This window comes from Streptomyces sp. NPDC107500 (assembly GCF_055582785.1).
In genome coordinates this window covers 184,423-203,250 of sequence record NZ_JBVJPF010000007.1, presented here as the reverse complement: position 1 = coordinate 203,250, position 18,828 = coordinate 184,423, and the positions used below count along the sequence as shown (strand labels likewise).

Below are 18,828 nucleotides of genomic sequence, written 5' to 3'. Positions count from 1 at the left end.
GGTCAGACCCGGTCGGCCGCGATCATCAGGTACTGGAAGCTGCCGTTGCGGTAGGCGTTGAGGAAGGTGTCCTCGATGCCCGTGACGAGGTGGTCGGCCTCGCGGCGCAGCTCCCAGTAGGGGATCGTGGCCGCGGTCAGGTCCTGGACGTGGACGGGGACGAGCCGGTTGCGGGCCATCGCCCGGAAGTACGCCGAGCGCGGGTGGATGTCGCAGATGTAGTGGGCGTTGATGAGGGACACCTCACGGGAGGCCTGTCCGTAGGTGTCGTTGTAGCAGCCGGTGATCACGACGTACCGGCCGCCGCGCCGCAGCAGGCGGGCGTGCTCGGCGAAGAGCAGGTCCAGCTCGACGTACATCGTGGACTCGTTGTTCCAGGAGGCCGCGTAGGCGCCGGTGGTGAGGCCGGTGTCGAGCATGTTGCGGTGGTGGTAGCGCACCTTGCCGTCGATGCCGCGCTTGCGTGCCTGCTCGTTGGCGAAGTCCGCCTGCTTGGCCGAGATGGTGACCCCGTCGGTGTGGCAGCCGTGCCGCAGATGGGCCACCACGCTGCCGCCGCCGCGTCCGCAGCCGGCGTCGAAGACCCGGTCGTCGGGGGAGAGGTCGCCGAGGTGGGAGGCGAGGAACTCGGCCTGGGCGTGCTCCAGCCGGTGCAGTTCGTGCGTGATCCGCTCCCGGCGCCGGTCCGCGTCCGGTTCGTTCAGCACCGAGGTGTCGGCGTCCCCGATGCCGTAGTGGTGGTGGTACAGGTCGTCGACTCGGCCGAGTTCGAGGTTGACCGGGTTCTCTTCGGCGTTCCAGTAGTCCGCGACACGGTTCTGGTACGTGGACTGGGTGGGTACCTGCGCGGCCTTGGCGCGGGTCTGGGCGGTGGTCAACTGTGGCTCCCTGGTGCTGTGGTGCGTGTTCCGTCGTACCGAGTGCTCTTGGTGCCGGGCGGCGGTCACCAGTAGTCGGGCAGGCTGTAGCGGTCGCTGTTGCTCGCGTGCCACTCGTGGTTGCCCGACACCCAGTCGGCCAGGCCGCGGGCGTATCGCTCGACGAGGGGCGAGGTGGTGGACAGCAGGGCGGACTCCGTTTCGAACGCTTCCATGATCTGGTTGTGGATGTCGACGCTGCGGAGGTAGGCGGCCTTCAGACCGCACCGGTCGTTGGCGGCGACCACCTGGGGCAGGTTCAGGTGCTCCGGGTCGCTCGCCAGTTCCTTGGTGAACGAGTACAGATCGTTGACGATGGTGGTGGCGTTGCAGGCGAGGACGGTGATCCGCTGTACCTCGGGGCGTGCGTAGACGGCTTCGGGCAGTTCGTAACCGTCCACCGCGTCGACGATGGAGAGACAGGGGCGGAAGTTGTTGAACTGCCGCATCACCAGGTACTCCCAGACGCGCGGCCGGTGACGCGTCTCCGACCACGAGGCTTCCGCCAGGTACCCCAGGTGCAGCCGGGCGAGGTCGTGCACGAGCCTGGTCGTCTGGCTGGGCGTGGCGAGCGCCGCGTAGTCCTTGAGGGCCCAGTGGTACGACCGGAGCGGACCGTCGGCCTGGACGCCCTGGCGCCAGTCGTCCTCGGCCTCGGGGGTGGAGTGGAAGGGGTCGAGGGCGGACTGGGCGATGATCAGCCGGCCGCCGAGGCCGCGTCGCGCGCCGCCCCGGCCCTCGTCCTCCTCGCAGTAGCAGCTGTCGACGATGTTCTCCGCCAGCAGCAGCTTGCCGGCCGCGGTGAGCCGTTCCATGTCGGCCGCCTCGGGGTGTTGCAGCGCCACGGCACGGCCGAACTGGAACTGGGAGAAGTCCCCGCTCCACTCCGGTGGGAACAGGTCGAGCGCGCGGGCCCAGGCCTCCAGTCTCTCGTCGATCTCGGCGGCCTTGTCCGGGTCGGCGGGTGCGACGGGCCGGTGCTTCAGGCCGGGGATGGTCTTCTCGCGCCGGGCCCGCATGGACCGGGCGGGGTTCGGCGGGCCGGGCAGTGAGAACGCGGCCGTGCCGTTCGCGGAGGTGCTCATGGTCGTGTGCTCCAACTGGTCAGTCGGCAACCCGGCCGAGTTGGACGTTCTCCAGGAGGCCGGCCGCATCGGGTACGAGGATGGCCAGCGAGTAGTAGGCGGTCACGAGGTAGTTGGTGACGGCGTTGCGGTTGACGCCCATGTACCGGACGTTCAGCCCGGGTTCGTACTCCTCGGGGATGCCGGTCTGGTAGAGGCCGACGACGCCCTGGTCGGCCTCGCCGGTGCGCAGCGCGAGGATGCTGGTGGTGTGGGAACGGGAGACGGGGATCTTGCCGCACGGGAAGATCGGAATGCCCCGCCAGGCGGGGACGTGGTGCCCGTTCACCGTCGCGGAGCCCGGGACGAGACCGCGCCGGTTGCACTGCCGGAAGAACGCGGCGATCGCCTTCGGATGGGCGAGGAACAGTCCCGTCCCGCGGCGCATGGAGAGGAGTTCGTCCATGTCGTCGGGTGTGGGCGGCCCCGAGTGCGTGCCGATGCGCTGTCCGTGGTCGACGTTGTGCAGCAGCCCGAAGTCCCGGTTGTTCACCAGCTCCCACTCCTGGCGCTCGCGGATCTCCTGGATGGTCAGCCGCAGTTGCTGCCGTGTCTGGTCCATGGGGTCGCTGAAGAGGTCGGCGACCCGGGTGTGCACGCGGAGCACCGTCTGGGTGAGGGACAGCTCGTACTCGCGCGGGGCGAGGTCGTAGTCGACGAAGCCCCCGGGCAGGGTGGGCTCACCGCTGTGACCGGCCTGGACCGGCATGTCCGCCTCGCCCTCGCGGTTCGTCGGCAGCCGCCGCCGCTCCGCGTACGCCGCCAGGTGTGCGGCCAGGGAGGGTGCCCGGTCGGTGAACTCACGCAGCGCGTCCCGCGGCAGGGCCAGTACCACGGCGGCCGTCTGGGCGCGTACCGACGCCGGCCACACCGGGTCGGGCCGGCCGATCGCCTCGTCCCCCACCGGTTCGCCGTCGCCGACGACACCGACCACCGCCTCCCCGCCGTACTGCCCCACCGCGAGCCGGGTGAAGCGGCCGTGGACGACCAGGTAGATCTCGGTGACCGGCCGACCGGCCTCGCACAGCACCTCACCCGCCCGCACCTCACGGACCGAGAAGCGGCCGGCCAGCTCCGTCAGGACCTCCTGGTCCGCGTATCCCCGCAGCACGGGCAGCTCGGTGAGGGTCCGCGGAATCACCCGGACGTCGTCGGCGCCGTTGTGCTCGAACTGGACCCGCCCCCGCCCGACCCGCAACCGCAGCCGGCGGTTGACCCGGTAGGCCCCGCCCCTGACGTCCACCCACGGCAGCTTCCTGATCAGCCACCGGGAGGAGATGCCCCGCATCTGGGGCTCGGACTTGGTGGTCGTCGCCAGCTGACGCGCGGCACGGGTGCCGAGGCTGGTGGGCGGGTTCTCGGCGGATGCCGCGGGACCGTGGTCCGGGGTGACCAGACCTGTGGCGCTGTCCTGAGCGGACAATTTCCCTCCAGGAAGGCGGGCGGTAGTGAGCGGAACGACCCGTGATGCACAAGTGGACCGTGCGCTTCAGCAAGACAACCAGCGCCGGGCGGCCTCCCGGTAGGCGCGAAGGGGGGCGGTCTTCACGCCACGAGGCACAAACATCCCTGATGAAGCGCAGAGCGCGCGAACCCCCCACCCGCACGCCCCACCTCCGCTCCGTCACCCCGGACGGGTCAAGGTTTGCGAGAGCGCGCGTCCGCGGTCCCCGCCAGTCGCCACACGAATCCGCCGGCGTGCCGCCACCCGTCGCTGACCTTGAGGAACTTTCAAGGCCTTCGTGTCCGTCATGAGCCCGATGCACACCAGCCACCGACAGCGCCTCGGCGAGCGCCGGGACCGGCCGGTGCCCGTGGGTAGGCTGAACCGATCACTGCCGCGTAGCCCGGCACTCGTGACAGATGTGGAGCCCACGCCATGACCACAGCGCACGACCTGACGATCGTCTCCCTGGAGGCGCGTACCGAGTATCCCGTCGAGCGCGGCGATCTCTCGCTGGCCCTCGCCGGGGCCGAACTGGCCGACCTGCTGGAAGCCGGCGCGGTGTCCCTGGACGGGTCCGTTCTCCGCCCGGTGGAGCGGCCGGGGTCCGGTGACCCCATGCTGGACGCGGCGGCCTCCGAGGTCGGGAAGGAACCGGACGAGTCGGTGGAGGACTGGCTGTGGCGCCGGGGGCGGGGACTGGCGGCCGAGTACCTCGCCGCCGAAGGGGTGGAGGACACCCGCCGCAAGCGGCCGCGCTGGATGGGGCGGCGCGACGCCGACCGGCCGGTACCGGCCGATCCGGAGACACGCCGGCGGGCCACCGACCGCTGGGCCTCAGGCGACCCCGTGCTGGCGGGCCTCGCTGCCGCGGTCGGAATCCACCACGAGGGCGCCGACCGGGTCGAGGACCCCGAGGACGACGGGATCGCCGCCGTGCTCGCCGCGGTGAACGACGCCGTGGTGGAACTGGCCGCCATCAGGCAGCGCCGCAGCATCGAGGACGCCGCCTTCGACAACATCTGGCGCGGACTGTGACGGCCGGACGGAACGCCTGAGGCGACCCGGCGCGCGCCGCCTTCCCGCCCGTCGGCATGTCGCGGCCCGGCCCGCCCGACGGTCGGCGAGGATTCCCGCAGAGCACGCCCTTGGCGAATCCGGACGAACACGCGGGGAGGCAGCGGTGACGGTCGAGCGGGTCGGACTCGTGGTGCACGGTGGCCGCGAGGGCGCGGCGGCGGCGGCGCGGGACGTCCGGCAGTGGTGCCACGAGAACGCGGTCGGATGTGCCGACATCGACGTGTGGAGCGGCGAAGGCCGGCACAGCGCCCGGGAGGAGGTCCGGGCGGCCGGCGACCCGGACCTCGTCGTCACCCTGGGCGGCGACGGCACCTTCCTGCGCGGTGCCCGGCTCGCGGCCGAGAACGACGCGCTGATCCTGGGCGTGGACCTGGGCCGGGTCGGGTTCCTGACGGAGGTCCCCGCACCGGCGGTACGCGCCGCCCTCGACGCCGTCCGGGACGGTCGTGTGGACCCGGAGAACCGCATGCTGCTCACCCTCAGGGCCTCCCGTGCGCTGGAGATCCCGCCGGAGATGGAGGCCCTGCTGCGGTACGGGCGGGGCCCGTTGCTGCCGCCGCCGCGCGTGCGCACGGACTGCGAGAGCGGTGGTGAGTGGGGCATCGCGCTGCACGTCACCGCCCTCAACGACGTCGTACTGGAGAAGCTGTCCCGGGACCGGCAGATCTCCGTCGGCGTCTACGTCTCCGGCCGCCTCCTGGCCTCGTACTCCGCCGACGCCCTGCTGGTCGCCACCCCGACGGGCTCCACCGCCTACAGCTTCGCGGCGGGCGGCCCGGTGGTCTCCCCCCGGGCCGAGGCGCTCGTCTTCACCGCGGTGGCCCCGCACATGACCTTCGACCGCTCGGTGGTCACCGCGCCCGACGAACCCGTCGGGCTGCGCATCCTCGAACGGTCCGGACAGGCCGCCGTGAGCATCGACGGACAACTGCGCGGCGTCCTCGACCCCGGGGACTGGCTCGGCGTCTACGCCGCGCCCCGCCGACTGCGCGCCGTGCGGCTCGGGCCCATGGACTTCTACGGACGGCTGCGCGAACGCATGCGGCTGACCGACGCCCCCGCGGCGGTAGCCGACGGCACCCCCGCGCCCCTGTGGCCGGTGAGCACGCCCCCGCCCGGGGACCTCGCCCACCTGGCGATGCCCCTGCCGGTGTCCGGCGCGGCCACGGCCGAGGATGTATCGCCGGGCGGCGCGTGACATAACCTCTCCCAAGGAGACGTCAGTTGTGGCGTGGGTCCACGGGTGGGAGGCGCTGGTGCTCAGGAAGGGCGGCTCGCGATGGCTCGCATGCGCCGTGGCCGGTGCGTGTCTGCTGCTCCTGGGGCCGAGCGCGCCGGACGAAGGGGCTCCCTTCACCAGGGCGCTGCCCGTCGACGCCGTCACGGACGTCGTGCCGAACCGGGTCATGACGTGGAACCTCTGCAACCCCTGCGACGCGAGCAACGTCGACCGCGCGGCGGAGATCGCGACGTACGCCCCCCAGGTCGTCGGCATGCAGGAAGCGTGCGCACGCGACGTCGAGAAGATCCGGGACTACCTGGAGGTCTTCTACGGCCTGCGCTACCACGTCGCGTACGGCTCGGTCCTCCAGAACTGGAGCCGCTGCGGCGGAGCGCCGTGGAACCCGGGCGGGTTCGGCCAGGCGCTCCTGTCGGCGGCTCCGATGACGGACCGCGTCGAGGTGGAGTATCCCGAGGGCGGATCCGAGGACCGCGGGTACATGGCGGTCACCACCACCGTCGGCGGCCAGTCCGTCCGGGTCTTCAACACCCACCTCGCCCAGCGCCGTCAGGAGGAGTTCCGCGACGGCCAGACCCGGGTGCTGGCGAAGGCCGTCGCCCGGCACGACCGCGCCATAGTCCTCGGTGACTTCAACGCCGTACCGGACGCGCCCGAACTCAGCCGCATGTGGGCCCTGGCCACGGACACGGACCCCGCGTGCCGTCCGGCACCGGACGCGGGCTGCGCCCCCACCACCGAGTGGCAGAGCAAGTTCGACTACGTGTTCCTGCGCGGCCTGGCACCGCTGCGGCACCGGGTACAGCGGAGCGAGTACTCGGACCACTACCTGCTCCACACCGACGTGGACCCGGCGCGGCGGGTGGACGAGCCGGGGGCCTGAGCCCCGACGCGGCGTCCTGGTGCACAGCCGGGCGCACGCCGCTCCGCTCGCGCCGGCCGGGTGCTGGAGCAAAGTGGTGGCCGACGGGCTCTGCCGGGGGAGAGGATGGGAGCCATGACCGGAGAGATTTCCTCCATCGACAGCACCAGGCCCAGTATTGCCCGCGTCTACGACTACCTGCTCGGCGGCAAGGACAACTACGCCGTGGACCGGGAGATCGGCGACGTGTTCAAGCGCGACCTTCCCGGTTCGGTGGCGATCGCCTTCGCCAACCGGGCGGCCTTGGTCCGGGCGGTGGGGGAGATCGTCGCGACCACGCGGGTGCGGCAGTTCATCGACCTGGGCAGTGGCCTTCCCACCGCGGACAACGTCCATCAGGTCGCCCAGCGACAGGATCCGCGGGCCCGGGTGGTGTACGTGGACACCGACCCCCAGGTGCTGGTCCACGGACGGGCGTTGCTGGAGGAGAACGACCTGACCCGGGTGGTCCCGGTCGACGTGCGCGACCCCGAGGCGGTGCGGAGCCATCCGGACATCGTGGAGCTGATCGACTTCGACCGCCCCGTCGCCGTCGTGTTCAGTGCCATCCTCCACCACGTCAACGACGAGGAGGACCCCGCCGGCATCGTCCGCTACTGGCACGACCAAGTGCCCTCGGGGAGCCACTTCTTCGTCAGCCACTTCCGATCCGGGAACAACCCGGAGACGGCGGAGGCCGAGAAGGTCCTCCAGGGGACGTTCGGCCGCGGCCGGTGGCGGACCGACGACGAGATCGAGTCCCTGCTGGACGGCTTGGAGATCCTCGAACCCGGGATAGTCCCGGCGTCCCTGTGGCGCTCCGGGGCGGCCGAGCGTGAACTCACCGTGTGGGAACGCCTCATCGCCGCCGGGATGGCTCGCAAGCGGTGAAGACGGCCCGCACGCGGTGAAGACGGCCCGCGAGCGGTGAAGGGGACGGGCTGGCGGGCCCGCGGCGGTCCGAGTAGCGTCGCCGTGTGGATCACGACGAACGACCCGTTCACGCCTCGGTGTTCGGGGCGGCGGCGGTCGAATACGCCGCGCACCGTCCGGACTACGCGCAGGCCGCGGTGGGCTGGGCACTGGCGCCCGCCCCCGGTCCGCGCGTGCTCGACCTGGGCGCCGGGACCGGCAAGCTGACCGCCACGCTCGTCGCCCTCGGTGCCGACGTCGTCGCGGTCGAGCCCGACCCGGCGATGCTCGGCGAGCTGCGCCGCTCGCTGCCCGACGCGCGTGCCCTGCGGGGGAGCGCCGAGGCGATCCCGCTGCCGGACGCCTCCGTCGACGCCGTACTGGCCGGCAACGCCATGCACTGGTTCGACATGGCCGTCGCCGGGCCCGAGATCGCCAGGGTCCTCGCACCCGACGGCATCCTGGCCGGCCTCTGGAACCTCCTCGACGACCGGACCGAGTGGGTCGCCGAACTCGCCCGGGTCGGCGGCGCTGCGGCCGTCGGCCCACGTGACACGCCCGCGGCCTGGCGGGCCGAGACGGCCGGCATGCACCTCCCGGAGCCGCCGGCCGCCGCCCGCTTCGGCTCCCCGGAGCAGGCCGAGTTCCCGCACGCGCAGCGCCGCACCGCCGACTCCCTCGTCGCGACCCTCGCCACACGCGCGGGGGTGCTCGTCATGCCGGAACCGGAACGAGCGGCCACGCTGGACCGGATCCGCGCGTTCCTGGCCGGAGCGGCGGAGACCGCCCGCGGCGAGTTCACCCTGCCGATGCTGACGGGCGTGCTCCGCGTCCGACGACTGTGAAAACGTCGCCGGAGTGATCCCGCCGCCGAAGTGAGCGCGTCGCCGAAGCGAGTCCGTCGCCGGAGAAAGGTACGGAGAATGGCCCAGGTGGGGACGACAGCGGTGCTGGCCGTACTGCCGGACGCCGAACCGCTGCTCGAGTCGGCGGCCCGCGTGGACCCGAGGGCGGTGCGCCCGGGGGTGCCCGCGCACGCCGCGCTGCTCTATCCGTGGCTGGCGGCCGACGAGGTGGGGGAGCCGGAGCTGCGCCGGCTGCGGGCCGTGCTGCCGGCCGGCCGGATCCCGATCAGGCTGGCTGCGGTCGAACGGACCGGTGGTTTCGTCGGGATCCCGGTCCCCGAGTTGCGCGGCGTGGCCACAGCGGTCCGGACCGCCTTTCCGGCACCGGCTCCCTACGGCGGCCGGTTCGGCCCCGATCCGCAGGTGCACGTCACCGTGGCACTGGACGCGGGAACCGAGGCCGCCGTCGGCATCGCCGCCCGCACGGCGGCCCGTCTCCCGATCGTCACCGGGATCGACGCCTTGCACGTGGTCGTACTGACACCCGAGGGCTGGCGGGCCCTGGCCGAGCTGCCGCTCACCGACGAGGGTTCCACCGGTGCGTACGTTAAACTTACTTAGCGAGCCTCACTGCTTCAACGGGCATGTTCCCGCTCGTCAGGCTCTCACGGCCTTCCTGTGGACCAGCGCCGGGAATCCGCCGCGACTCCCGCCACCGCCAGGAGGGGCAAGTGACCGTGCAAGACCCACCCGCGGCGTTCCTCGACGGGTTCGTGCAGGTCCTGGCAGACGCCGCCACCACCGGCCGCCGCCTCACCCGCGAGGAACGCGCCACCCGCCGCGAACTGGGCGCACGTGCCGCCGCGTCCGGACTCGGCTGGCGGGTCCTCGTCCGGGAACACCTCGCCGCCAGCCGCGGCGCGTGGCCCGCCGCGGCGTCGCCCGACCACGTGCTGTCCGTCGTAGAACAGGCGCTGGACGCCTTCGCCGAAGGCTACGAGAGCGCCCAGCGGCTGATCATCCGCCAGGAGGAGGCGGCGCGGCGGGAGTTCATCGACGACCTGCTCCACGGGCGCGGCGACTCCGGCCATCTCGCCGCGCGGGCCGAACGGTTCGGACTGCGCCTGTCCCGCGACCACGCCGTCGCCGTGGCCGAGGGACCGGTCCCCTACGACGAGACCGACTCCGTCCCCCGGCAGGTGCAGGACGCCCTGTTCAGCCACTTCGAGAGCCGGCGTCTCCTGCTCACCACGAAGGACGGCCGGATGGTCTGCATCGCCCCCGGCGACCAGGGAGACGTGCTGACCCGCTTCGCCAAACAGGCCCACGCCGCGACCGAGGGCGGCCAGGTGGCGCTCGGCCGCCCGCGCTCCGGCGCGGTGGGGATCGGGCACAGCTACCAGGAGGCGCTCAACGCCTTGGACGTCGCCCACCGGATGGGCTTCGACGACCCGCTCCTGCGCGCCGCCGACCTGCTGGTCTTCCCGGTCCTCGCCCGCGACCGGCCCGCCCTGGTCGACCTCGTGCGCGAGACGCTCAGCCCGCTGGAGCAGGCCCGCGGCGGCGCGCGGCCGCTGCTCGACACACTGAACATGTACTTCGACGCCGGCTGCGTCGCCGCCGAGACCGCCCGCAGGCTCTCACTGAGCGTCCGGGCGCTGACCTACCGCCTGGAACGCGTCCACACGCTGACGGGCGTCGATCCCACGGAGCCCGAACAGCGCTACATGCTGCAGACCGCGGTCATCGGCGCCCGCCTGCTCGACTGGCCGAGCAGGGCGCTGTGACCGCGGTCGCGGGCGGCCGCTCCGGCACTCAGAGATCGGCACAGATGCCGCGGGCCTCGCTCAGTTTCGCCTTCACCCCGGCATCGACCTCGAAGACCTGACGGTGCCGCTGGTGGGCGCCGGACACGGCCTTCGCGAGCGGCTCGTAGGAGGCGTCGCCCGTGGCGGCGGCCGTCGACAGGTCGAAGGCGGCGGCGAAGCGGTACAGCGCCTGCTCGCCCGCCTTGCCTCGGGTCGCCAGCTTCGACTCGTCCATGGCGGTCAGCGCGTCGCACGCACCCCGGGCGTCGCCCCGGGCGCCGTCACCGCCGACGGCCTCGTCACCGGTCAGCGCCCAGGCGGCACCCACGCCGCCCGCGCCGATCAGCAGGCCCACCAGGGCGGCGGCCGCCAGCGGCCAACGGCTGCGGGCGGGCGGGGCGGACGCGGGGACGTATGTGGGCTGCATGTACACGACGATATCCGGCCGTCGTGTGCGGTCGGCGGGTGGGGGAGGAGGACCGGGCGGGAACCGAGGATCCTGAACATCGCCCCCATATCAGAGATCTCGTCACCGAGTGGGCAATACGCCTGACTTCAGCCTGATTTCCCGTGGGACGCAGTGATCCGGCCAACCTGCCACCGCTTTCCCCGACCCGGACAACCGGGCATCGGGTCCTCCCCTCTCACAGCGCGGGCACAGCGAGTGCCCCCAACACCCGGAGGACGAGGGATCGATGACCAGAACGCGCACCACCCGGCTGCGGCGTCCGCTGCTCGCCGGCACCACGGCCGTCGCCGCCATGGCCGTGACGGCGGGCCTCGTGGCCGCCACGTCCGAGCCCGCGAAGGCTGCCACAGGGCCCAAGCTGAGCCTCATCGCCGCGACCGACTCGATCACGCTCACCTCCTGGAAGGAGGAGCCGGGCGTCTACCTCGACCTCGGCACCTACCTCACCGCCGAGGGAACCCCGTTCGAGCTGAAGGTGACCCGCAAGTCCTACAAGGACCCGGTGAGCGTCACCCAGACCGTGTACGAGGGCGGCAAGGCCAAGTCCAAGGTCCTGCCCAAGGGCACGGTGAAGGACTTCGCCGGACTCCCCGGCTTCGCGGAGATCACGGTCACCGACAAGGCCGGCAAGAAGGTCCTCGGCAGGACCGAGGACTTCTGCCCGAACAACGCCAGCGGCCGGGTGCGGCCCGACGCGCCCGCCACCTCCAAGTATCCGGAGAGCTGCCCCACCAACCCGTTCACCCTCGGATCGGTATGGGGCGTCGAGAAGGGCTGGGCGGCCAACACCTACGCGGGCTCCTACAGCGACTCGGTCAAGCTGGCGGCCGGCACCTACACCGCCAAGATCGCCGTCGCCAAGAAGTACCGCGACCTGTTCGGCATCGCCGACAAGCCGGCCACGGTGAAGGTGACCGTGCAGGAGCGGAGTTACGAGGACGAGGAGGGAGCCGCCGAGCCCGCCTCCCGGGCCGCGTCGGCCGGCAAGCACGCCGGGCACGGTGCCGCCCACCAGGCACCCGCCGCGCACGCGGGCCACGGGCCGGGTCACGCCCCGACGCCCGCCCAGGCCGGCGCGCCGGTCACCAGCGGCGCGACCCCCTCGTACAACGTGGGCCACGGGCCGCTCAAGGCCGCTCCGCCGGCCCTGCCATGGGCGCTGAAGAAGAAGGAGCAGGCCGCGCGCTCGATGCGGGTCGGCGACACGGGTGGCCAGACCGACGGCTCGCGCAAGGCGCCCGCCCTCCAGCCGCTCGCCAAGCGGCCCGCGGGCAAGCCCACCGTGCCGGACGTTCCCAAGCCCGACCTGCGCTCGCTGCCGGCCTACGGCATCGTCATCAGCGACGGCGAGAAGGACGTCCCCGGCAAGGACTACCTGGCGTTCAGCGCCAACGTGTGGAACGCCGGCCCGGCACAGCTGGTGGTGGACGGCTTCCGCTCGCCCGGCAAGGCCAAGATGGACGCCTACCAGTACTTCTACGACGCCAAGGGCAAGCAGGTCGGCTACACCCCGACCGGCACCATGGAATGGGACCCGCGCCCCGGCCACGTGCACTGGCACTTCACCGACTTCGCCAGCTACCGGCTGCTGAAGGCGGACAAGAAGGAGGCCGTGCGCAGCGGCAAGGAGGCCTTCTGCCTCGCCAACACCGACGCGATCGACTACACGGTGAAGAACGCCAACTGGCACCCGTTCAACACCGACCTGTCGACCGCCTGCGGTGAGGAGAACTCGATCTCCGTCCGCGAGGTGCTGGACGTCGGCTCCGGCGACACCTACTCGCAGGACCTGCCGGGCCAGTCCTTCGACATCACGGACCTGCCCAACGGCACGTACTACATCCAGGTGCTGGCCAACCCGGAGAAGCGGCTCAAGGAGACCAGCGTCGACAACAACAGCGCCCTGCGGAAGATCGTGCTGGGCGGCAAGCCGGACAAGCGGACGGTGACCGTGCCGCCGCACGACCTGGTGAACGCGAACTGACCGCACTCCCCAGGAGCGACTGACCGGCAGCAAGAACGCCGACGGCCACCCACCCGCGGTGGCCGTCGGCCCCGGGCCCCGAAGGGTCCGGGCGGACCTGCGTAACACCTTCCGGTGGAATGTCCCGTACACCTCGTCGCGGTGACGCGCGCCTCCTAGGCTGGATGCCCGCACAACCGCGAAGGGACGGTCATGCGCGTTGAGTTGAGGGCCGCGCCGGACGACGACGTACAGACCGCGCTCGACCTGTACGCGTGGCTGCGCAAGGACCCCGACATCCGCCGCCACGCCGAGCTGACCCTCGGGGCTTCGGATCCCGCCGGTGAGGCCATGGGTGCCACCGAGATCGTCAACCTCGTGCTCGGGCAGACCTTCGCGGCTCTCAACCTCGCCCTCGCCTACGCGAGTTGGCGCGCGGCGCGCCGCACCGCCCCACCCATCACGATCACCGTCGGCTCCAGGTCGCTCACGGTGGCGGGCGCGTCGGACGAGACCCTGCTGCGGATCGTGGAGCTGCTGGGCGAAGCGGGTGGCGAGGACGGACCGGCACCGCGCCCGGACGCCCCGGACGAACCCCCACGCCGGGACGGCGACGGCACCCCGGGGCCGGCGTGACGTCCCTGCCCGACCCCGCCGCCTCCCGCGCGGTGCTCATCGGGGTGGAGCAGTACACGGAACCGCTCCAGCCGCTGCCCACGGTCGCCAACAACCTCGCCGGACTCAAGGACGTACTGATCGGCCCCGACTCGTGGCGCCTGCCACCGGAGCACTGCACCGTCCTGTCCAACCCCGAGTCGGCCACACAGGTCCTCGACGCCGTGCACGCCGCCGCCACCGAGGCGACCGACGCCCTGTTCGTCTACTTCGCCGGCCACGGCCTGCTGTCCCCGGTCGGCGACCTCTACCTGGCCCTCTCGGACTCGCCGCCGGGCCGGCTCTTCCATGCCGTGGCCTACGACCAGCTCCGCTACCAGGTCGCCGAGGAGTGCGCCGCGCTCAGCCGCGTCGTCGTCCTCGACTGCTGCTACAGCGGCCGCGCCCTGCACGGATACATGGGCGCCCCGCTCGAACTCGCCGACTGCGGCGACATCGACGGCACGTACGTCCTCACCGCGTCCGCCGAGACCAAGCGGGCCATGGCACCGAAGGGCGAGCACTACACGGCGTTCTCGGGCGCACTGCTGAGAGCCGTCACCGAAGGCGTGCCGCACGGCCCCGACATGCTGGACATGGAGACCGTCTACCGGCACGTACGCCGGGAACTGCAAGCCAGGAAGCGGCCGGTGCCGCAGCAGCGCGCCCGCAACGAGGGCCACCGCATCACCCTCGCCCGCAACCGATGGAGCCCGGCAGCCGGACCCGAGGCACAGGAGTACGCGGCGGCCCTGCGCAAGGCCGTGCGCGACGGCGACAACGCCGCGGACCCGGACACCGCCCCCTACCTCCGGGGCGAACGAGTCGCCCCGCGCGCCTTCGTGGACGCCTTGGCCGACCGCCTCCCCGAGACCCGACTGACCCGCCTGCACGACCTGCGCCGCACCGCCCAGCGGGCCGCACCCGACGCCGCGACCCAGCTCCAGTACTGGCAGGAGGAGGTGGAACTCCTCACCCACCGCCTCACCCGGGCGGGCGACTACAGCCGGGACATCGAGGGCGAACTGACGCGGGCACAGGAGCGGGTGCGGCAGCTGGACGTGGAGGTCCGGGTACTGAACCGGCAGGTGCGCCTGCTGCTGGACGAGAAGGGGCGGGACACCACCACCGCCGAGGCACTGGTGGGGGCGGCCGCCACGCAGTCCGAGGCCGCCGGATCGGCGGAGCGCGGCGGCGTACCCCCGAAGACCCCCACGGAGCGTGGCGCGCCGGGCACGGCACCTGCCCCACGCCCACCCGCACCCGTGGCCCGCACCTCCTGGACGCTGGCCGTCCTCGCCGTCCTGTATGTCGTGATCGCCTGGGCGTTCACACTGGACACGGTGGCGCTGACGTACGACTCCGGGCGGAAGCCCGCGTCGATGCCGAGCACGTCCGACCTGCCGAGCGGCGAGGGCCCCCACTACGTCTGGGACGTGGAGACCGACGTGACCAGCACGTTCCGCCCGGACGAGAACGACGCCGCCGACAAGCTGACCGGCGACCTCGTGGTCTCCGTGCCACGCCCCTGCGAGGACCGGACGATCGAGTGGGAGATCACGATCGACGGACGGGAGGGCGACCGCGGCTCCCTCGCCGGCGACACGGAACATCAGGTGCCCCTGGACATCCCCCTGAACGGGTCCCCGGACCGCTTCACGATCAGCGCCTCCTGGGCGGGCGGCACCGAATCCTGCCCCAGCTTCGGACTGGTCTGGACGGACCCCCGTCTCGCGGTCGACCTCGACCTGGTCCCGTGGTGAGGAGGAGCGGATGGCACTCACCGACCGCCCGCGCGCCTGGCTCGGCGGCACCACGGCGGGCCTGCTGCTCACCCTGGGCGTCCTCGCCGGACTCGCGGCGGCCTGCAGCATCTCCGGCCGCCAACTGAGATACGACAGCGGAGACCGGCCCGTGCAGCAGACCGTCTCCCGCGGCGGCAAGTTCGCCGACCCGGTCTACGCCTACGTCTGGGACGTCCGGCACGGCGTCGACAGCACGTTCACCGTCCCCGCGGGCTTCGGCACCGGCGAGGCGTGGCTGCTGAGCAGCACCGTCCGCGTCTCCGTACCGGAAGGCTGCACCGACCACACGGTCCACTGGAAGGTGACCGCCGACGGCGAACACCGCATCGGCCAGGGGACCACCCGATGGCTGCGCCAGTACGACGAGACCTTCAAGCCGCGCCCGCACGGGCTGCGCCCCAGGTCGGTCACCGTCGAGGCCTGGTGGGACGGCGGGGACGCGGCCTGCCCGTCGTTCTCCTTCATCTGGCAGGACCCGACCCTCTTCTTCGAGGCGGACCCGGACTTCCTGGACGGTGACTACTACCCGACTTGACCCTGACACCGTGGCAAGGTCTTCACTGCCCGTCAGGGAGGTGGTCTCGATGACGACCACGAGAAAGGACGACGGCGATGCCCTCCAGGTGCTGCGGACGCTGGAGGACCACCGTTCGTCGGTGCGGCTGCGGGCCGCGTTGACGGTGGGAACGACGCCCGACCCGCGCTTCGTCGACAAGCTCGTCGAGCGGAGCGCGATCGAGCCCGACTTCTTCGTCCGCGACATGCTGACCTGGGCGCTCACCCGGCACCCGGTCTCCGTGACACTGCCCGGGCTGGTCCGGGAGGTCGGCTCGGAGCGCGCCCAGGCGAGGAGCCAGGCGTTGCACACACTGTCCAAGATCGGGGACCGGCGGGCCTGGCCGGCCATCACGCCCGCGCTGCTGTCCGACACCGACGACGAGGTGGCCCGCAGCGCCTGGCGGGCCGCGGTCGTGCTGGTGCCGGAGGGCGACGAGCCCGAGCTGGCCGTGCTGCTGGTGACACAGCTGGGCCGCGGTGAGCGGGAGACGCAGCTGAGTCTCAGCCGGGCGCTGGTCGCACTCGGCGAGGCGGCCGTGCCCGCTCTGCGCGCGGTCGCCACGGCCGCCGACCCGCTCGTGCGGGCGCACGCCCTCGCCACCGAGCGGCTGCTGCGGGACCCGGACACCGGCTTCGGCTACGCGATCGAGGAGGCGAAGCGCGTGGTGGCCCTCGGCGGAGCCCCCGCCCAGGGCGACGAGGAACGAGACACGCGGGATGAGGGATGAGGGATGATGGGACGTGTTGATCGGTGAGGTGGCGCGACGGTCCGGGGTCAGTGCCCGCATGCTCCGGCACTACGAGTCGCTCGGTCTGGTGAGGCCCTCCGGCCGCACCGGCTCCGGCTACCGGGAGTACTCCGGGCAGGACATCCGGCGGATCTTCCACATCGAGAGCCTGCGGTCACTGGGACTGTCGCTGCGTGAGATCGGGCGCGCGCTCGACGACCCCGGCTTCACGCCCTCGGAACTCGTCGGCGACCTCATCCACCGGACACGCGAACGCGTCGCGGCCGAGACGGAGCTGCTCACGCGGCTGTCCCGGATCGACGCCGCCGACCCCGCCGGCTGGGAGGACGTTCTCCAGGTCGTCGCGCTCCTCCAGGCGCTGGGATCGAAGAGTCCCGGCGCCCGGCAACGCGCGGCCCTCTCCTCCGGCGAAGAGGTCCCGGTGCCGGTGGAGGCCCTGGTCGAGGCGGTTCTGAGCGAGCCGGACCCGATCGTCGCCGGCGCCCTGCGGTGGGCGCTGGCGCGGTCGGGCGAGCGAGGCCCGGCGCTCCTGGCGGAAGCCCTCGGCTCACCGGCGGCCGCGGTGCGGGAACGTGCCGTGCAGAGCCTCGCCGAGCTGCCGGGCGACGAGGTCACCGGGCACCTGCGCCACGCGCTCGCCGGCCCCGACGCCAAGGTGCGCGGGTGGGCGGCGCTCGCTCTCGGGACACGAGGCGTGGCCGAGGCGGTGCCGGAACTGGTCGACATGATCGTGGCGGGGCGGAACGACACCGACGCCGCGGACGCGCTGAGCGTGCTGGCCGCCGACCCCGCGACGGCGGACCGGATCGCCGGCGCTCTGGTCGGCAGCCTCGCCCGCGCCGCCACCGGAGCAAAGGCACGCGGACGGCTGACCCAGGCCCTGGCGGGCATCCCGGGAACGAGGGCGTCACACGCCCTGGAGGAACTCTCCCGGGACGAGGACCGTGCCGTCGCGCTGACCGCGGTGTACCTCCGCCGCCTGCGCGCCTGACGGACGCCCCTGTTCAGCGGCGGCGTGCGGGGCCGGTGCCCCGTACGTACATTGGAGAGGTGGGTGTGACTGCTGAGCCACCATGGACGGGCCAGGTCGACTACGCGGCGCTGTTCGCCGCGACGCCCAGCCCCTACCTGGTCGTCGACCGGGACTTGGTGATCGTGAGCGTCAACGCCGCCTACTGCCGCGTGACGGGGCGGGCGGCGGGGGACCTGCTCGGCCGGTACCTCTTCGACGCCGTCCCCGAGAATCCCGCCGATCCCGAGTCCGACGGAGCGCGCAAGGTGTCGGCCTCCCTGCGACGGGTGCTGGCCACGGGGCAGGCCGAGAGCATGGCCGTGCAGCGCTACGACATTCCCAGCGCCGACCAACCCGGTGGCTTCGAGGAACGCTGGTGGTCACCGGTGAACACACCCGTGTTCGACCCCGGGGGCAAGGTCGCGTGGATCATCCACCGGGTCGAGGACGTGACCGCCTTCATCCGCGACCGCCGGCACTGGCTCCGCTCGCCCGTCGACTCCCCGGGCCCGCCGGAAGCCGGCATGGAGGCCGGCATCGAGGCCGAGCTGTACGCCCGGGCCAAGGCACTGGAGCGACTCAACGAGGAACTGCGGCAGGCACACGCCCGGGAGCGGCAGGTGGCGATCACCCTCCAGGAGGCCATGCTGCGCTCACCCGACCTCGCACGCCACTCCGACGTGGCGGTGCGCTACCTGCCTGCCATCGGTTCGCTGAACGTGTGCGGGGACTGGTACGACGCCGTGGACCTGACCGACGGGCGCTTCTTCGTCGCCGTGGGCGACGTGGTGGGCCACGGCCTGGAGGCGGCCACCGTCATGGGAATGCTGCGCAGCGCGCTGTCGGCGGCCAGCCGCACCGTCCCCGGCCCCGCCCAGGCGCTGGAGGTGCTGGGCCTGTACGCGCGTTCCGTGGAGGGCGCCCTGGCCGCGACCGCCGTCACCGCCCTCGTCGACACCCGCTCACAGCTGATCATCTACTCCAGTGCCGGGCACCCGCCGCCCGTCCTGATGCGCGGCGACGGAACCTGCCACCTCCTCGACCAGGCCACCGACCCGCCTCTCGGCGCCCGGCTCACCCACGTGCCGCGGCCCCAGGCCGGCATCGGCTACCAGCCCGGCGACATCCTGGTCCTCTACACCGACGGTCTGGTCGAACGCCGGGAGGAGGACATCGACATCAGCCTGCGGCGCCTGACCGACACCCTGCGCAAGTGCCTCGGCCTGGACCCCGAGCGGCTCGCCGACGTCCTCCTGGAGAGCCTGGGCGTCAGCCACGGCGCCCGCGACGACATCGCCCTGGTCGTGGTGGGACTCTGAGGCGGCGGTCGTTCCGTTCCTTCGTCAG

The 18,828-nt window shown here is 72.4% G+C and carries 18 protein-coding genes; 14 read left to right on the top strand and 4 right to left on the bottom strand.

Annotation, left to right across the window (positions count from 1 at the left end; all coding sequences use genetic code 11):
- Positions 1-2 precede the first annotated feature (2 nt).
- The 3 genes from ACZ67M_RS27425 to ACZ67M_RS27415 form a co-directional block, all read right to left on the bottom strand.
- Positions 3-878, bottom strand: coding sequence for a geranyl diphosphate 2-C-methyltransferase (locus ACZ67M_RS27425; RefSeq protein ID WP_361360022.1), 876 nt, complete (start codon positions 876-878; stop codon positions 3-5).
- Between the two features lie 65 nt (positions 879-943).
- On the bottom strand, positions 944-2,002 hold the full coding sequence (locus ACZ67M_RS27420; RefSeq protein WP_361360025.1) for a family 2 encapsulin nanocompartment cargo protein terpene cyclase: 1,059 nt from the start codon (positions 2,000-2,002) through the stop codon (positions 944-946).
- A gap of 19 nt (positions 2,003-2,021) precedes the next feature.
- Positions 2,022-3,464 carry a family 2B encapsulin nanocompartment shell protein gene (locus ACZ67M_RS27415; RefSeq protein WP_392018141.1) on the bottom strand — a complete coding sequence of 481 codons (1,443 nt, stop codon included), beginning with the start codon at positions 3,462-3,464 and terminating at the stop codon, positions 2,022-2,024.
- A gap of 456 nt (positions 3,465-3,920) precedes the next feature.
- On the opposite strand from ACZ67M_RS27415, the gene ACZ67M_RS27410 reads away from it, so the two are divergent.
- The 7 genes from ACZ67M_RS27410 to ACZ67M_RS27380 all read left to right on the top strand — a co-directional run bounded on the left by ACZ67M_RS27410 (position 3,921) and on the right by ACZ67M_RS27380 (position 10,250).
- Complete coding sequence (locus tag ACZ67M_RS27410) at positions 3,921-4,523, top strand: GOLPH3/VPS74 family protein (RefSeq protein ID WP_361360028.1); 603 nt, start codon at positions 3,921-3,923, stop codon at positions 4,521-4,523.
- A gap of 145 nt (positions 4,524-4,668) precedes the next feature.
- Positions 4,669-5,763 (top strand): NAD(+)/NADH kinase, encoded by a 1,095-nt coding sequence (locus ACZ67M_RS27405; protein WP_385797839.1) that lies wholly within the window; start codon positions 4,669-4,671, stop codon positions 5,761-5,763.
- Positions 5,741-6,688, top strand: a complete 948-nt coding sequence (locus ACZ67M_RS27400) for an endonuclease/exonuclease/phosphatase family protein (RefSeq protein WP_469853244.1) — start codon at positions 5,741-5,743, stop codon at positions 6,686-6,688. Before ACZ67M_RS27405 ends, ACZ67M_RS27400 begins: the two co-directional genes overlap by 23 nt.
- 114 nt (positions 6,689-6,802) lie before the next feature.
- Positions 6,803-7,597 carry an SAM-dependent methyltransferase gene (locus ACZ67M_RS27395; protein WP_361360037.1) on the top strand — a complete coding sequence of 265 codons (795 nt, stop codon included), beginning with the start codon at positions 6,803-6,805 and terminating at the stop codon, positions 7,595-7,597.
- A gap of 86 nt (positions 7,598-7,683) precedes the next feature.
- Positions 7,684-8,463 (top strand): class I SAM-dependent methyltransferase, encoded by a 780-nt coding sequence (locus tag ACZ67M_RS27390; protein WP_469853242.1) that lies wholly within the window; start codon positions 7,684-7,686, stop codon positions 8,461-8,463.
- Positions 8,464-8,541: 78 nt separating this feature from the next.
- Entirely contained in the window at positions 8,542-9,084 is a 543-nt protein-coding gene (locus tag ACZ67M_RS27385) for a 2'-5' RNA ligase family protein (RefSeq protein WP_469853241.1), read from the top strand.
- 110 nt (positions 9,085-9,194) lie between these two features.
- The gene (locus tag ACZ67M_RS27380; protein ID WP_469853240.1) at positions 9,195-10,250 is read left to right on the top strand and encodes a PucR family transcriptional regulator; all 1,056 of its coding nucleotides are present in this window, start codon (positions 9,195-9,197) and stop codon (positions 10,248-10,250) included.
- A 28-nt stretch (positions 10,251-10,278) separates the two neighbouring features.
- Here the strand turns inward: ACZ67M_RS27380 and ACZ67M_RS27375 are convergent, their stop codons facing one another.
- A complete protein-coding gene (locus ACZ67M_RS27375) occupies positions 10,279-10,698 on the bottom strand; it encodes a hypothetical protein (RefSeq protein WP_469853239.1) in 420 nt (139 codons plus the stop codon).
- A gap of 268 nt (positions 10,699-10,966) precedes the next feature.
- Between ACZ67M_RS27375 and ACZ67M_RS27370 the strand changes: the two genes are divergently transcribed.
- The 7 genes from ACZ67M_RS27370 (at position 10,967) to ACZ67M_RS27340 (ending at position 18,800) form a co-directional block, all read left to right on the top strand.
- Complete coding sequence (locus ACZ67M_RS27370) at positions 10,967-12,724, top strand: lysyl oxidase family protein (RefSeq protein ID WP_361360052.1); 1,758 nt, start codon at positions 10,967-10,969, stop codon at positions 12,722-12,724.
- A 192-nt stretch (positions 12,725-12,916) separates the two neighbouring features.
- Positions 12,917-13,339 (top strand): effector-associated constant component EACC1, encoded by a 423-nt coding sequence (locus ACZ67M_RS27365; protein WP_385797823.1) that lies wholly within the window; start codon positions 12,917-12,919, stop codon positions 13,337-13,339.
- A complete protein-coding gene (locus tag ACZ67M_RS27360) occupies positions 13,336-15,120 on the top strand; it encodes a caspase family protein (protein WP_469853237.1) in 1,785 nt (594 codons plus the stop codon). The genes ACZ67M_RS27365 and ACZ67M_RS27360 overlap by 4 nt, the downstream gene beginning before the upstream one ends.
- Positions 15,121-15,130: 10 nt before the next feature.
- On the top strand, positions 15,131-15,697 hold the full coding sequence (locus tag ACZ67M_RS27355) for a hypothetical protein (protein ID WP_361360061.1): 567 nt from the start codon (positions 15,131-15,133) through the stop codon (positions 15,695-15,697).
- Between the two features lie 49 nt (positions 15,698-15,746).
- On the top strand, positions 15,747-16,448 hold the full coding sequence (locus tag ACZ67M_RS27350) for a HEAT repeat domain-containing protein (protein ID WP_469853236.1): 702 nt from the start codon (positions 15,747-15,749) through the stop codon (positions 16,446-16,448).
- Between the two features lie 13 nt (positions 16,449-16,461).
- Complete coding sequence (locus tag ACZ67M_RS27345) at positions 16,462-17,460, top strand: MerR family transcriptional regulator (protein ID WP_361360067.1); 999 nt, start codon at positions 16,462-16,464, stop codon at positions 17,458-17,460.
- A gap of 65 nt (positions 17,461-17,525) precedes the next feature.
- Positions 17,526-18,800: a PP2C family protein-serine/threonine phosphatase gene (locus tag ACZ67M_RS27340; RefSeq protein ID WP_385797816.1), complete on the top strand. Its 1,275-nt coding sequence runs from the start codon at positions 17,526-17,528 to the stop codon at positions 18,798-18,800.
- Positions 18,801-18,828 lie beyond the last annotated feature (28 nt).